The organism is Klebsiella sp. 141162 (assembly GCF_050600755.1).
Taxonomy (GTDB): domain Bacteria; phylum Pseudomonadota; class Gammaproteobacteria; order Enterobacterales; family Enterobacteriaceae; genus Klebsiella; species Klebsiella aerogenes.
Genome location: NZ_JAQIRI010000005.1, coordinates 116,089 through 131,129, shown reverse-complemented (window position 1 = coordinate 131,129; position 15,041 = coordinate 116,089). Strand labels below are relative to the sequence as shown.

The following is a 15,041-nucleotide window of genomic DNA, read 5'->3' as shown; positions in this document are numbered from 1 at the left end:
CCTAATTTATCTTACGCTTTTACGGCGGTGACCATGATCTCCACCAGAATATCTGGCCGCGCCATCTCGGCCTGAACGGCTGCCCGCGCCGGGCTATGGCCTTCCGGCATCCACTTCACCCAGACCTCATTAAACGCCGCAAAATCGCGTGAGATATCTTTAAGCCAGATTTGTGCGGAAAGGATGTGCTGCTTGTCGCTATCGGCCGCGGCCAGCAGGGCGTCGATCTTCTCCAGTACTTCGCGGGTTTGCAGCGCAATATCATCAGTGCTGCTTTTCGGCGTTTGGCCGGAGAGGAACACCAGATTGCCATATTCGACGCTGGCGGAAAGTCGGGGTTGCGGATTATTACGAATAATTGTCATGCGGATTGTTTCCATGTCAGACCATCTAAAGAAATTGCCGGCGCTTCGCCGTCGAGGAGCGCTCCCAGCACCACGGCGCTGCCGGCCGCGAGCGTAAAACCAAGGCTACCCTGGCCGAGATTCATCCACAGATTCTGGTATCCGGCGCGCCCCAGCATCGGTGGGCCCGCGGGCGTCGACGGACGCATACCGGTCCAGGCCTCGGCCTCATCCAGCCCCTGCAGATCGGGAAAGCTGCTAGCGACGATTTTCTTCAGCGCCTGAACGCGGCTATCACGTAGTTCATCCCCGTCGTAGCCGATATCCACCATCGCCGCGATACGCAACTGTTCTCCCAGGCGGGCGTAAACGATTTTATGTCCGTAGTCGGTCACGCTGATATCCGGCGCGATCCCGGCCTCTTTAGGGTAGGGAAGGGTCAGGCTGTATCCCTTCAGCGCGCACAGCGGCACGCGCACGCCCAGATGACCCAGCAGCGGGCCGCTACCGTTGCCGGCGGCGACGACATAATCATCGCCGGTTATCGTACCGCGGCTGGTCTCAAGCGAACTGATGCGCCCGTCGCGTTTATTGAGCTTGAGCACCTCGCAGTGGGTGAGCAGGCTGAAGTTGCTGCTGGCATTGAGTTTGTCGAGCAGGGCGAGACAGAATTTATGGCAGTCTGCCGTTTCATCTCCCGGTGAATAAATCCCGCCCTGTAGCGAATGGCTGATGTGTTTCAGCGCCGGTTCCAGCTGCAGGCAGGCCTCGGCGCTTAGCGCATGCTGGTACTGCGGATTCATTCCTTTCGCCGCTTTATGAAAGTCATATTCCCGGCGATGGATAATAAGTTTGCCGCTACGCCGCCAGTGAAAATCGGCAAGATTATCTTCATCAAGCCACGACTGCATGACCTGACGACTGAGCAGGGATAAGCGCAAAATATGATCGCCGTTAATTTTGTTGCTTTGGCTATTGCAGGCACGCAGAAACTGTAACAGCCAGCGCCACTGCTGGAAAGACATTTGCAGGCGCATATTCAGCGGCGAATCGGCTTTGCCCATCCATTTAATTCCCTGCAGGGGGACGCCGCGGTCGGCAAGCGGCGCGACGTAGCGGTAGCTTAGCTGCCCGCCGTTGGCAAAGCTGGTGGCGCTGCCCGGCTCGGCGTTGCGCTCCAGCAGTTGAACCTGGTGTCCGCTCTTAATTAATACCCAGGCGGTGGCCAGTCCCACCACGCCGCCGCCGATAATCACAATGCGTTTTTTCATAACCTGATATATCCACCGCTGATAAATATCTTGCGGTTATGTCAAAGCATTTACCCTTGCGGCGCAATTGACTTTTTATGGTCAGGGTATAACTGCAGGTTAATTTCTTTGAGCTGTTGACGCAGCTGTCGACACAGAAAATCGACAAATTTCTGCGTGATTGGGCTGAGCGAAACATCAGCGCGACGCAGCAGGCAAAGGTTAATTTTCATCGGCGGCGTAATGGGGTGAATCATTTCCGGCGACAGATTATGCCGCGCCGAGAAAATATCGGTAATGCTGCAGCCGATGCCGCGCTTCACGAACTCGGTGGCCATGTAATAGGTCTGCACGTTAAGCCGGGTGGTGGAAAAGTCACGGCGAGTGGCGATGGCGGCAGAGAGCGAATGCGGCCCCGGCGAGATCCAGCGCTGCTGATCGATCTCCTTGATGTCCACCGCGCCTTGCCGGTAGTCGCGGTCGATATAGACCAGCGGCACTTCGGCAATCAGGGTGGTGATGATCTCCCCCTGCTGGACCGGCTGCAGCGTCAGCGCTAAATCTATTTCGCGCAGATCCAATTTCTTGACCAACGTCTCAGTATGCTCGGTGGTTAAGGTCATCACCAGATTACTGTTTTGCTGATAAAAATCGGTCACCAGCTCCGGCACCAGGCTTAATCCAAGGCTTGGTAAACAGCCTAAGGCGATCTTGGCGCGCGGGTCGCGGGCCAGATTATCGGCAAGCAGGCGCAGGTTATCGAGATCCTGATAAATGCTCTGCGCCTTTTCAAAAAGTGTGAGCGCTTCGCTACTCGGCAGCAGCTTGCCTCGTACCCGCTGAAACAGCTTAAAGCCGAGCTTAAGCTCGGCGTTTTTTAACGCTTTACTGGCGGCCGGCTGGGAGATATTCAGCGATTCCGCCGCGCGTGAGAGAGAGCCGCAAGTCATCACGGCGTAGAAGATTTCCAGATGGCGCAGTTTCATGAACAGTTAACTCAGGGTTATAGCTTGCCGATAAAAAGTCATTTTCTACTAACACTAAATTAACATAAATTTAATCGCCAATCAGCGCTTCGGTTACATATTGCGCTGCTGGTACCGTCTTCAGGCGGTCTTTTACGTTCTCAGAACCATTCCCTTTGTACCCTGCAAACCCTCAGGCCATGAAGCCAATAATGATAACGAGGGGGGATATTTTCTGAGCAGGCCCGAATACGCCAACCTGCAATTGCGGTCGGTTTTAATGGCTTTAAGGAGTTATATGAGTGACTCAACGCTCGCTGGCAATACCCTCGCCAGACGAAATATCACGAGAAAAAACGTTGTTATTGGCCTGTTATTGGTGCTTTTTGTGTTAACCGCGTGGTGGTGCCATGGCCGCCCGAGCAGTGAACTCGGCCTGTTGGGCTTTACGCCATTAGTGGCGTTAGCGGTGCTGTCGCTGGTCGGCGTCGATATTGTGCTGGCGGTGATTTCTTCGATTATCATCGCCATGATTATGACCTCGACCGGGTTGCCGGAAATGGGCACCATGCTGGCGAAATCCACCGGTTCGTTTATTGCCACCGTCGGGTTAATTATTATGCTCGGCGCCGGCGTGGGTGAAGTCGCCACCCGTACCGGCGCCGCGGTTGAGTTAGTGAAATTTGTGGTTCACCGCATCGGCCTTTCCAGCCAGACGCGGGTGAAGTTCGGCATCGTTGTATCTTCGATTTTAATCTGCGGCTCGCTGGGCACAATGGCCGGTGGTAACGCGATTATCGTCGCGGTGATCATCCCGGTGGCGGCTGCGGTACGCTTAACGCCGCCGACGGTAGCTGCGCTGATGATGACCGCCGGTTCGGTGGGGTTGTTTACCGGGCCGTTTACGCCCAGTACCGTCACCATCCTGAGCCTCGGCGGATTGAGCTATCCTGATTATCTGCTGTACGTTGGCCTGCCGATGAGCGCAGTCACGTTATTGGCCGGCTGGGTGATGGCGGGGCGGATCCAGAAGATGACCGAAGGTAAACTGCGCTATGAAGTCGATCTCACGGAGAAGCCAACAGAAGCACTGAGCGCCGCGCAGCTGCGTCGGCGTAAGCTTAGCGCGCTGGCTTTCGCGGCAACGATTATTGTAATGGCGGTCATTGGCGTGGTGATCAAAGCCGGATTCAGCTTTGCGATTATCGTGATGCTGCTGGTGGCCCTGATTACCGGGCTGGTGGGCGGCCTGCGCCCGACGCAGATCCTGCAGGCGCTGTACCACGGTTGTGGCCGTCTGGTGTGGATGTTTATTCTCTACTGGCTGTATAACCCGATCCTGGAGCTGATGGATGGCCTTCATGCCTATCAGGGGCTGCTCGACTATACCCAGCCGCTGCTGGAAGGCATTTCGCCTGCCTGGCTGTGCTTTTGCATCTTCGCTTTCAATATTATTGGTCACGTACCGGGGGCGGCGGTGGCGCAGATGACCTTCACCCACAAAATTTTCGGCCCGATGCTGATGGCCGCCGGCGTACCGCCGCAGGGAACCACTGCGGTGCTGCTGGCCTCTTCGCAGGTCGACTGGTTTGGCCCATTCCCCTCTTCGGATATGTTTGGTCAGATGGGGCTGGCGCAGTCTACCCATCTGAAATACATGCTGTATAACGGCTGGGCGATTGTGGTGGCGAATATCATTCTCTTCGCGCTACTGTTCCAGATACTGGTGTAACTTCCGTTTTCACGCAGGCGTCCTGGCGAGCACTGACGTCTGCGTGAAGATTGCTCTGCGTTTTTCCTTTTCTCCCCGCCATCGCCACCGTAAAATCAATCACCTCGCTCACTTGCCTCCGGGACTTATGCAGACCTTCGTCGATATTCAACAGCGCCATAACCGTCGTTGGCTAACCGCCTTAACGCTGATTCTGCTCGTCACATTGACTATTAGCCTGTGCGCCGGTGACCAGTGGATCCCGCCGCAGGAGTGGTTTAGCGCCAAAGGCGAGCTGTTTATCTGGCAAATCCGCCTGCCGCGCACCTTGGCGGTGCTGTTAGTGGGGGCGGCGCTGGCGCTTTCCGGGGCGATCATGCAGGCGCTGTTTGAAAATCCGTTGGCGGAGCCGGGTCTGCTGGGCGTTTCTAACGGTGCGGGCGTTGGGCTGATTGCCGCCGTGCTGTTAGGCCACGGCGTGTTACCCATGTGGGCGCTGGGGCTGTGCGCCATTGCCGGCGCGCTGCTGATTACCTTTATTCTGCTCCGTTTCGCCCGGCGCCACCTGTCCACCAGCCGTCTGCTGCTGGCGGGCGTGGCGCTCGGCATTATTTGTAGCGCGTTGATGACCTGGGCGGTCTATTTCTCAACCTCTTTTGACCTGCGCCAGCTGATGTACTGGATGATGGGGGGTTTTGGCGGCGTCGACTGGCAGCAGCTGTGGCTGATGCTGGCGCTAATACCGGTGCTGCTGTGGGTATGCTGGCAGTCGCAGCCGCTGAACCTACTGGCGTTGGGCGAAGTCTCGGCGCGTCAGCTCGGCCTGCCGCTGTGGTTATGGCGAAAACTACTGGTGGTGGCCACCGGCTGGCTGGTCGGCGTCAGCGTGGCGCTGGCGGGGGCGATTGGCTTTATTGGTCTGGTGATCCCGCATATTTTGCGCCTGTGCGGCCTGAGCGATCATCGGGTGCTGCTTCCCGCCTGCCTGTTAGCTGGCGCCAGCGCGCTGCTCGGCGCCGATATCATCGCCCGTCTGGCGTTATCGGCGGCGGAATTACCGATCGGCGTGGTGACGGCGACGCTGGGGGCGCCGGTGTTCATCTGGTTGCTGCTGCGTTCGGGGCGACGGAGGTAGGGAGACGCCGTCATAGTGGACGGCGTCGGGTGACGATTACCAGCCTTTGATGGCATCGCCTTTATAGACTTCCTGCGCTTTATCGGCGACTTCCCTGGTCTGGAAGGCCTCTTTCAGCTCCTGAATTTTCTTGCTGTCTTTATTATCCTCGCGCGAGACGATCGCATTCACATAAGGTGAATCCGGGCCTTCCATAAACAGGCCATCGCGGGCGGCGGATAAACCGACCTGCGCCGAGAAATTAGTGTTGATGATGGCAAGCGTAACGTTCGGATCGTCGAGCGTGCGAGTCAGCTGCGGAGTATCGACTTCAACAATCTTCAGATGCTTCGGATTATCGATGATATCCAGCGTGGTGGGCAGATAGCCGACGCCATCTTTCAGCTTGATTAATCCTTGTGCCTGTAACAGCAGCAGGCTGCGGCCGAGGGTGGTGGTTTCGTTAGAGATAGAGACGGTCGCGCCGTCAGGCAGTTCGCTGATATTTTTGATTTTGCGCGAATAGGCGGCAATCGGGAAGACGAACGTTTTACCGACGATAGCGAATTTATAGCCGCGCTCTTTCGACTGCGCCTCGAGATAGGGCAGCGTCTGGAAGGCGTTAGCATCGACATCTTTATTATTTAACGCTTCATTCGGCAACACGTAATCATTGAAAGAGATAACTTCAACGTCAAGGTTATATTTGTCTTTTGCTACCTGCTCCACGACTTTCCAGATAGCTTCATCCGGGCCGGTATTGATCGCGACTTTAACCTTATTGTTATCGTCCGGAGAGCAGGCGGATAACAGCGCCACCGATGTGGCGATTAACACCGAGCTTAATAACTTCTTCATCTCTAAAAACTCTCATAAATTAACAAGTAACGAAACACTATTACATACTTTTCACACTGTACACTGATTTGTCCGCTGCGGATATTGAGAGGAATTCATGTTGTCGTCGGCAAGCGCAGCGCTGTCACATCAAGCGACATTTGCCCGCGAATCAAAGTAGAATCAAGCGCGTTGAATCCGCTACAGTAGATAGGGATCTCCTTAACCTGCATTATTGACTGAGGGAAGGCTATGCAACACGACATTCTTAATACCGAAGTGACGACCATCGATGGCGAAAAAACCACCCTGGCGGCGTACGCCGGAAAGGTGCTGCTGATCGTCAACGTGGCCTCAAAATGCGGCCTCACGCCGCAGTATGAGCAACTGGAAGCGCTGCAAGAAGAGTTTGCCCCGCAGGGATTTAGCGTCCTTGGCTTCCCTTGTAACCAGTTTCTCGGCCAGGAGCCGGGCAGCGAAGAAGAGATTAAAACGTTCTGCAGCGTGACCTACGGCGTCACCTTCCCGCTGTTCAGTAAAATTGATGTCAACGGCGAACATCGCGCGCCGCTGTATCAAAAATTGATTGCCGCCGCGCCGAAGGCCGTCGCGCCGGAAGGGAGCGGTTTTTATGAGCGGATGGCCAGTAAAGGCCGCGCGCCGCTGTACGTTGACGATATCCTGTGGAACTTTGAAAAATTCCTCGTGGGCCGCGATGGTCAGGTGATTCAGCGTTTCTCGCCGGATATGACGCCGGACGACCCGCAACTGCTGGCTGCGGTAAAAGGAGCGCTAGCGCAATAATGCCGTTTTTGATGCAGCTACAGGATGTAGCGGAAGCGGGGCGGCTGTCGCCGTTTACCGCTGACGTTCGGCCCGGAGAGATAGTCCATCTGGTAGGGCCGAACGGCGCGGGCAAAAGTACCCTGCTGGCGCGGATGGCCGGGCTGACCGCCGGCCCTGGTCTGATTACGCTTAACCAGCGGGCGCTGGAACAGTGGCCCGCGGCGGAACTTGCCCGCCATCGCGCCTATTTGAATCAGCAGCAGCTCCCGCCCTTCGCGATGCCGGTCTGGCACTATCTGTCATTACATATGCAAGACAGCGACCCGCAGGAGTTGCTCAACGAGATAGCCGGGCAACTGGGGTTAAGCGATAAGCTGGGGCGCCAGGTCAACCAGATCTCCGGCGGCGAGTGGCAGCGGGTGCGTCTGGCGGCGGTGATCCTGCAGATTCACCGCCGCGCGAATCCTGTCGGGCAGCTGTTATTGTTAGATGAACCGATGAACAGCCTCGATGTCGCGCAGCAGGCGGCGCTGGATAGCGTGCTGGCGTCGCTGAGCGCGCTGGGGATCGCTATCGTGATGAGCAGCCACGATCTCAACCATACGCTGCGTCATGCGCAGAGGGCGTGGCTCATTTGTGAGGGGCGGATGATTGCCTGCGGGGAAACGTATGAGGTGTTAAGTGAAGAGAATTTGACCGCCGCTTATCATATCGCGTTTCAGCGGGTGGAAGTCGCTGGTCATCTCATGCTCGTGGCGTCACAGTAGCGGTTAAGGATCTTGCCTGTAAGCCGCTAAACAGGCTAAATTATTTCAATTACAGGACAGGGAACAGAGGAATCGTCTGAGATGCGTGTGTGGTTCATTTTTATTGCGGCGATGGTGCTGGCAGGCTGTAGCAGCCACCGGGCGCCGCCGCCGAATCCACGGCTGGCTGATTCCATTACCGTGGTAGCGAATCTCAATGAGCAATTGCGTAACTGGCGTGGGGCGCCGTACCGCTATGGCGGCATGACGCCGCGCGGCGTCGACTGCTCGGGCTTTGTGGTACGAACGTTCCGCGATAAATTCGCCATGCAGCTGCCGCGGGAAACTCGTGAGCAGGCGGAAATCGGCACCCGCATTGATAAAAGCGATCTGTTGCCTGGCGATCTGGTGTTCTTCAAAACCGGCTCCGGCGAAAGCGGCCTGCACGTCGGTATCTATGATACCGACAATCAATTTATTCACGCCTCCACCAGCCAGGGCGTTACCCGCTCGTCGCTGGACAACGTCTACTGGAACAAGAAATTCTGGCAGGCGAGGCGCATTTAAGCCGCATTCGGCGAAAAAGGGAGCGATGGCTCCCTTTTTTAATTGCCATAACCCTGCAGTTCGCCCGTGTTAATCCCCTGTTTAAGGCACTACACTGGCGGCAGGAGGAACCATGACCCTGTCTTTTACTACTCACTGGCGCGATCGGCTGCCGGGTTTTTACACATCGCTGGCGCCCACGCCGCTGGATAACGCGCGTCTCATCTGGCGCAACACCGCTTTAGCGCAAACGCTGGGCGTCCCGGAGACGTTATTTAAACCGCAACATGGGGCGGGCGTCTGGGGCGGCGAAGCGTTGCTGCCGGGAATGTCGCCGCTGGCGCAGGTCTATAGCGGCCATCAGTTCGGCGCCTGGGCCGGCCAGCTTGGCGATGGACGCGGCATTTTGCTTGGCGAGCAGCAGTTGCCGAATGGTCAACGTTTTGACTGGCATCTTAAAGGCGCGGGTTTGACGCCCTATTCGAGAATGGGCGATGGCCGGGCGGTATTGCGCTCGACTATCCGCGAAAGCCTTGCCAGTGAAGCAATGCATGCGCTGGGCATTCCCACTACCCGCGCGCTGGCGATGGTGACCAGCGACACGCCGGTTTACCGCGAACGCGAAGAACGCGGCACGATGCTGATGCGCATCGCCGAAAGCCACGTACGCTTTGGCCATTTCGAACATTTTTATTATCGTCGCGAAGCGGAAAAAGTGCAGCAGCTGGCAGATTATGTGATTGACCACCACTGGCCGCAGCTGCAGCAGGAGGCGGATAAGTATATTCTCTGGTTCCGTGACGTTGTCACGCGCACCGCGGAGATGATAGCCAGTTGGCAGACCGTTGGCTTTGCCCACGGGGTGATGAATACCGATAATATGTCGATTCTTGGCCTGACCATGGATTATGGTCCGTATGGTTTCCTCGATGATTTCCAGCCCGGGTTTATCTGTAACCACTCTGATTACCAGGGGCGCTACAGCTTTGATAACCAACCGGCGGTAGGGTTGTGGAACCTGCAGCGTCTGGCCCAGTCGCTCTCGCCGTTTATCAGCGCCGACTCGCTGAACGCGGCGCTGGATGACTATCAGCATGCCTTATTGACCGCCTACGGCCGCCGCATGCGCGACAAACTCGGCTTCTATACTCAGCAAACCGGCGATAACACACTGCTTGATGGACTGTTCAGCCTGATGGAGCGTGAAGGGAGTGACTACACCCGTACCTTCCGGATGCTGAGCCAAAGCGAGCAGCACAGCGCGGCATCGCCGCTGCGCGATGAATTTATCGACCGCGCGGCGTTTGATAGCTGGTTTGCCGACTACCGGGCGCGGCTGCGCGATGAACAGATCGACGATAGCGAACGCCAGCAGCGGATGCAGGGCGTCAACCCGGCGGTGGTGCTACGTAACTGGCTGGCGCAGCGGGCGATAGAACAGGCCGAAGCTGGCGATATGCGCGAGCTGGAACGTCTGCATGAAGCCCTCGCGCAGCCGTTCGCCGATCGTACTGATGATTACGCCAGCCGCCCGCCTGATTGGGGAAAACATCTGGAAGTGAGCTGCTCCAGCTAACCGTAAAGCCTCGCCATCGCGCGGGGTTTTATTTGGTCAAAATTAGCTTACCGGCGTGGGTCTGGCGCAGCAGATAGCGCTGGCCGTCATGTTCGATCACCACGCGTCCTTCCGGGCCTAACAGCGTCCGGCTGCTGATTTGGCGATCGCTGGCAATAGGATAGGGAGCATTGTCTTTTGTTTTCTCTGCTGTGGCAGTGTTATCCATACGCGTCATAGCACCAAAATAAAAATAAAAGAAACAATGATAATCATTATCAGTAATGTTAATTTTCACGGCAAGCCTTTTTTGTCGTGGCTTACCATTTCAGGTAGCTATTGCGCAGAGGATGAACGGCGAGCGGTGAAAACCCGCCGCGAGCGCGGCGGGGGAAGGGATTACAACCGTGTAGCGGTGGCTGCAGCCAGTTCAGCGAGCATTTTTTCGCTATCTTCCCAGCTCAGGCACGGGTCGGTAATCGACTGGCCCCAGGTCAGCGGCTGACCTGGGATCACTTTTTGCGTTCCTTCGGCGAGGAAGCTCTCCGCCATGATCCCGGCAATGGCGGTGGATCCATCGCGGATCTGCTGGCAGATATTGGCGCACACTTCCAACTGACGGCGATGCTGCTTCTGACAATTGCCGTGGCTGAAGTCGACGACCAGTTGCTCAGGGAGATCGAATTCCCGTAGCGCTTCACCGGCGGCGGCGAGATCCGCTGCATGATAATTCGGCCGTTTACCGCCGCGCATAATGATATGGCCGTACGGGTTACCGCTGGTCTGGTAGATGGTCATCTGGCCCTGTTTATCCGGCGACAGGAACATATGGCTGGCGCGCGAGGCGCGTATCGCGTCGACCGCGATGCGGGTGTTGCCATCGGTACCGTTTTTAAAACCAACCGGGCAGGAGAGCGCCGAGGCCATCTCGCGGTGAATTTGGCTTTCGGTGGTGCGCGCGCCGATGGCGCCCCAGCTAATCAGATCGGCGATAAACTGTCCGGTCACCATATCCAGAAATTCGGTGGCGGTGGGGATACCCAGCTCGTTGACCTGCAGCAGCAGACGACGCGCCAGTTCAATGCCGTGGTTGACCCGGTAGCTGCCGTTGAGGTCAGGGTCGGAAATGAGTCCTTTCCAGCCCACGACGGTGCGCGGTTTTTCGAAATAGGTGCGCATGACAATTTCCAGCTGCGGCTGGTAACGTTCGCGCATGCCCTGCAGGCGGCGCGCATATTCCAGCGCCGCTTCGGGGTCGTGAATGGAGCAGGGGCCGATAATCACCAGCAGGCGGCGGTCTTCGCCGTTGAGGATCTTTTCAATCCGCCGGCGGGAAGCGGAGACGTGGGCGGCAACCTCGGCCGACACGGGATGGCGCTGCGCCAGTTCCGCGGGCGTTACCAGGCTTTCAATGCGCGCGGTACGCAATTCGTCTGTTTTATTCATTGGGGTCTCAAAAATCTGTTTCTTCCGCGGCGAAAATGCCGGGAAGTGATGCGCATCACGATAAACCAATCCCTGCTTATTGCAAGAGCAGGGCATGATCCTGTATAGGCCACGAGCGATAGCATAAACAAATTTTCAATAACGTACTAGTGTATTAGTACATTCTGCGATTCAGCCCCATGATATCCATGATTTTGGTGGCAATTTCCTCTACCGAATAGTTGGTACTGTTAAGGCAGGGGATCTTGTTTTTGCGATATAGCGCTTCGACTTCAGTTACTTCCATGCGGCATTGGCGCAATGAGGCGTAGCGGCTGTTTTCCCGGCGCTCTTCGCGGATTGCCGCCAGGCGCTCCGGGTTAATCGTCAGGCCGAACATCTTGTGCTGCAGCGGCTTTAACGAGGCCGGGAGAACCAGATTGTCCATATCGTCGGCGATAAAAGGGTAGTTAGCTGCGCGAATACCATACTGCATGGCCAGGTACAGGCTGGTCGGTGTTTTACCGCAGCGCGAAACGCCGAGCAGGATCACCTGCGCCTGATCGAGATTACGCAGCGAAATGCCGTCGTCATGGGCGAGCGTGTAATCGATGGCGGCGATACGCGCATCATATTTAATCAGGTTACCGGGATTCAGGCCGTGGGTGCGGTGAGCCACCGGCGTGGGATCCAGATGTAATTCTTGCTGCAGCGGGGCTACCAGCGCCTGCACGATATCCTGACAAAAACCCTCGCTTTGCAAAATTATGTCGCGAATTTCGGGGATAACGATGGAATAGAAGACCAGCGGACGGATGCCGGTTTGTTGAAAAATGGCATCGATTTGCTCTTTTACCGCCCGGGCGCGACTGACATTTTCGACGAACGGCAATGTCACGCTACTGATGGCCACCGGGAATTGCGACATTACCGCATGGCCTAAAACTTCCGCCGTAATAGCGGTACCGTCAGAAATATAAAATACGTGGCGATCTACAGCACTGTCCATTTTGACCATCCGGTATAATTATCTAAAAGCAGAGTAAATTTAAGCACAGAGCTTTAACCTTTGTCTCACTTAAAAAAATGAAACGCTATTTTTGTTTTTAATGAAATGGCAGGTTCAGTTTCTGTTTTTGCACACTATTTGTATCAAATATCAATAGAATCCATTTTAATCATATAGTTAGGGAATTCCGGAAAACAATCCTAAAAACAGAAAATTAATTTGCTTGAACGATTCACCGTTTTTTTCAGCGGCATAAATATGTCAGGATGAATACCGTAGTCGATCGTGTGTTTTCTATAATTTGTATTAAATCACAAAAGGATTGTCTCGATGTCCAACAATGGCTCGTCACCGCTGGTGCTTTGGTATAACCAACTCGGCATGAATGATGTAGACAGAGTTGGGGGCAAAAATGCCTCCCTTGGTGAAATGATTACTAACCTGTCCGGTATGGGTGTCTCCGTGCCAAACGGGTTCGCCACCACCGCTGATGCTTTCGATCAGTTCCTGGACCAAAGCGGCGTTAACCAGCGCATTTATGCACTGCTGGATGAAACCGACATTGACGACGTTTCCGCATTAGCGAAAGCGGGCGCGCAGATCCGTCAGTGGATCATCGACACCCCCTTCCAGAGCGAACTGGAAAACGCGATTCGCGAAGCTTATGACCTGTTGTCCGCCGATGACGCCGAGGCCTCGTTTGCCGTGCGTTCTTCGGCGACGGCGGAAGATATGCCGGATGCCTCCTTCGCCGGCCAGCAAGAGACATTCCTCAACGTGCAGGGCTTTGACGCCGTGCTCGTTGCCGTGAAGCACGTATTTGCTTCACTGTTTAACGATCGCGCGATCTCCTATCGCGTGCATCAGGGTTACGATCACCGCGGCGTGGCGCTATCCGCCGGGGTGCAGAGGATGGTGCGCTCCGACCTGGCCTCCTCCGGCGTGATGTTCTCCATCGATACCGAGTCCGGTTTCGACCAGGTGGTGTTTATCACCTCGGCGTGGGGGCTTGGCGAGATGGTGGTGCAGGGCGCGGTGAACCCGGACGAATTTTACGTTCACAAACCGACCCTGGCGGCTAACCGCCCGGCGATCGTGCGCCGTACCATGGGGTCGAAAAAAATCCGCATGGTTTACTCGCCGACTCAGGAACACGGCAAGCAGGTGCGGATTGAAGATGTGCCCCAGGCGCAGCGCGATGTTTTCTCGTTAACCAACGAGGAAGTGGAAGAGCTGGCGAAGCAGGCGGTACAGATCGAGAAGCATTACGGCCGTCCGATGGATATCGAGTGGGCGAAAGATGGCCACACCGGTAAGCTGTTTATCGTTCAGGCGCGCCCGGAAACCGTCCGTTCACGCGGTCAGGTGATGGAGCGTTATACCCTGCATGCCCAGGGGCAGATCATCGCCGAAGGGCGAGCTATCGGCCACCGCATCGGCGCCGGCCCGGTTAAGGTTATTCACGATATCAGTGAGATGAACCGCATTGAGCCCGGCGACGTGCTGGTCACCGACATGACCGACCCGGATTGGGAACCGATCATGAAGAAAGCCTCGGCGATCGTCACCAACCGCGGCGGACGTACCTGTCACGCGGCGATTATCGCCCGTGAGCTGGGGATCCCGGCGGTGGTCGGCTGCGGCGATGCGACCGACCGTATCCAGGAAAACCAGAATGTCACCGTTTCCTGTGCCGAAGGCGACACCGGCTACGTCTACGCAGAGCTACTGGACTTCAGCGTGAAGAGTTCCAGCGTCGGCGAGATGCCGAACCTGCCGCTGAAGGTGATGATGAACGTCGGCAACCCGGATCGCGCCTTTGACTTCGCCTGCCTGCCGAATGAAGGCGTGGGGCTGGCGCGTCTGGAATTTATCATTAACCGCATGATTGGCGTTCACCCGCGCGCGCTGCTGGAGTTTGACGACCAGGAACCGGGCCTGCAGAACGAAATCCGCGAGTTGATGAAAGGCTACGACTCACCGAGAGAGTTCTACGTTGGCCGCCTGACCGAAGGGATCGCTACCCTTGGCGCCGCCTTCTACCCGAAACGGGTGATCGTGCGTTTGTCCGACTTTAAATCTAACGAATACGCCAACCTGGTGGGCGGCGAGCGTTACGAGCCGGAAGAAGAGAACCCGATGCTTGGCTTCCGCGGCGCCGGACGCTACGTTTCAGAAAGCTTCCGCGATTGCTTCGCGCTGGAGTGTGAAGCGATGAAACGCGTGCGTAACGACATGGGGCTGACCAACGTGGAAGTGATGGTGCCGTTCGTACGTACCGTCGCGCAGGCGAAAGCGGTGGTCGAAGAGCTGGAGCGTCAGGGGCTCAAGCGCGGCGAAAACGGGCTGAAGATCATCATGATGTGTGAAATCCCGTCGAACGCGCTTCTGGCGGAGCAGTTCCTCGAGTACTTCGATGGCTTCTCGATCGGTTCGAACGATATGACGCAGCTGGCGCTGGGCCTTGACCGCGACTCCGGCGTCGTGTCTGAGCTGTTTGATGAACGCAACGACGCGGTGAAAGCGCTGCTGTCGATGGCCATCCGCGCGGCGAAAAAACAGGGCAAATACGTGGGCATCTGCGGCCAGGGTCCGTCCGACCACGAAGACTTTGCCGCCTGGCTGATGGAAGAGGGGATCGATAGCCTGTCCCTGAACCCGGATACCGTGGTGCAAACCTGGTTAGGTCTGGCTGAACTGAATAAATAAGTTCAACGCGGCTAGCACAATCCCTGGCAGAGATGCCGGGGATT

14 protein-coding genes are annotated in these 15,041 nt (G+C 56.4%); 7 read left to right on the top strand and 7 right to left on the bottom strand.

Annotated elements, in window-relative coordinates; genetic code table 11:
• Window positions 1-11 precede the first annotated feature (11 nt).
• The 3 genes from PGR23_RS15750 to PGR23_RS15740 are packed head-to-tail and all read right to left on the bottom strand — an operon-like array spanning window position 12 to window position 2,580.
• Window positions 12-365: a RidA family protein gene (locus PGR23_RS15750; RefSeq protein ID WP_072251454.1), complete on the bottom strand. Its 354-nt coding sequence runs from the start codon at window positions 363-365 to the stop codon at window positions 12-14.
• Window positions 362-1,627 carry a D-amino acid dehydrogenase gene (locus tag PGR23_RS15745; protein ID WP_323133878.1) on the bottom strand — a complete coding sequence of 422 codons (1,266 nt, stop codon included), beginning with the start codon at window positions 1,625-1,627 and terminating at the stop codon, window positions 362-364. The genes PGR23_RS15750 and PGR23_RS15745 overlap by 4 nt, the downstream gene beginning before the upstream one ends.
• Window positions 1,628-1,665: 38 nt before the next feature.
• On the bottom strand, window positions 1,666-2,580 hold the full coding sequence (locus tag PGR23_RS15740) for a LysR family transcriptional regulator (protein ID WP_045396052.1): 915 nt from the start codon (window positions 2,578-2,580) through the stop codon (window positions 1,666-1,668).
• Between the two features lie 277 nt (window positions 2,581-2,857).
• Here PGR23_RS15740 and PGR23_RS15735 point away from each other — a divergent pair, with 277 nt between their 5' ends.
• Window positions 2,858-4,291 (top strand): gluconate:proton symporter, encoded by a 1,434-nt coding sequence (locus PGR23_RS15735; protein ID WP_045396055.1) that lies wholly within the window; start codon window positions 2,858-2,860, stop codon window positions 4,289-4,291.
• A gap of 127 nt (window positions 4,292-4,418) precedes the next feature.
• Window positions 4,419-5,405, top strand: coding sequence for a vitamin B12 ABC transporter permease BtuC (btuC, locus tag PGR23_RS15730; protein WP_315710096.1), 987 nt, complete (start codon window positions 4,419-4,421; stop codon window positions 5,403-5,405).
• Between the two features lie 36 nt (window positions 5,406-5,441).
• On the opposite strand, the gene PGR23_RS15725 is transcribed toward btuC, so the two are convergent.
• Window positions 5,442-6,242: a MetQ/NlpA family ABC transporter substrate-binding protein gene (locus tag PGR23_RS15725; protein WP_045362713.1), complete on the bottom strand. Its 801-nt coding sequence runs from the start codon at window positions 6,240-6,242 to the stop codon at window positions 5,442-5,444.
• A 231-nt stretch (window positions 6,243-6,473) separates the two neighbouring features.
• On the opposite strand from PGR23_RS15725, the gene PGR23_RS15720 reads away from it, so the two are divergent.
• From PGR23_RS15720 to selO, 4 genes are all read left to right on the top strand, one after another.
• Window positions 6,474-7,025 (top strand): glutathione peroxidase, encoded by a 552-nt coding sequence (locus PGR23_RS15720; protein WP_042893936.1) that lies wholly within the window; start codon window positions 6,474-6,476, stop codon window positions 7,023-7,025.
• Window positions 7,025-7,774, top strand: a complete 750-nt coding sequence (btuD, locus tag PGR23_RS15715) for a vitamin B12 ABC transporter ATP-binding protein BtuD (RefSeq protein ID WP_315710099.1) — start codon at window positions 7,025-7,027, stop codon at window positions 7,772-7,774. The genes PGR23_RS15720 and btuD overlap by 1 nt, the downstream gene beginning before the upstream one ends.
• An 81-nt stretch (window positions 7,775-7,855) precedes the next feature.
• The gene (locus PGR23_RS15710) at window positions 7,856-8,320 is read left to right on the top strand and encodes an NlpC/P60 family protein (protein ID WP_045396070.1); all 465 of its coding nucleotides are present in this window, start codon (window positions 7,856-7,858) and stop codon (window positions 8,318-8,320) included.
• A 112-nt stretch (window positions 8,321-8,432) separates the two neighbouring features.
• Window positions 8,433-9,875 (top strand): protein adenylyltransferase SelO, encoded by a 1,443-nt coding sequence (gene selO / locus PGR23_RS15705; protein WP_315710101.1) that lies wholly within the window; start codon window positions 8,433-8,435, stop codon window positions 9,873-9,875.
• 28 nt (window positions 9,876-9,903) lie between these two features.
• On the opposite strand, the gene hemP is transcribed toward selO, so the two are convergent.
• From hemP to ppsR, 3 genes are all read right to left on the bottom strand, one after another.
• Entirely contained in the window at window positions 9,904-10,083 is a 180-nt protein-coding gene (gene hemP, locus PGR23_RS15700; RefSeq protein WP_161799839.1) for a hemin uptake protein HemP, read from the bottom strand.
• A gap of 170 nt (window positions 10,084-10,253) precedes the next feature.
• Window positions 10,254-11,300 carry a 3-deoxy-7-phosphoheptulonate synthase AroH gene (gene aroH / locus PGR23_RS15695; RefSeq protein WP_047046944.1) on the bottom strand — a complete coding sequence of 349 codons (1,047 nt, stop codon included), beginning with the start codon at window positions 11,298-11,300 and terminating at the stop codon, window positions 10,254-10,256.
• Between the two features lie 154 nt (window positions 11,301-11,454).
• On the bottom strand, window positions 11,455-12,288 hold the full coding sequence (ppsR, locus tag PGR23_RS15690) for a posphoenolpyruvate synthetase regulatory kinase/phosphorylase PpsR (RefSeq protein WP_015367027.1): 834 nt from the start codon (window positions 12,286-12,288) through the stop codon (window positions 11,455-11,457).
• Window positions 12,289-12,618: 330 nt separating this feature from the next.
• On the opposite strand from ppsR, the gene ppsA reads away from it, so the two are divergent.
• Window positions 12,619-14,997: a phosphoenolpyruvate synthase gene (gene ppsA, locus PGR23_RS15685; RefSeq protein WP_315710102.1), complete on the top strand. Its 2,379-nt coding sequence runs from the start codon at window positions 12,619-12,621 to the stop codon at window positions 14,995-14,997.
• Window positions 14,998-15,041: the final 44 nt, after the last annotated feature.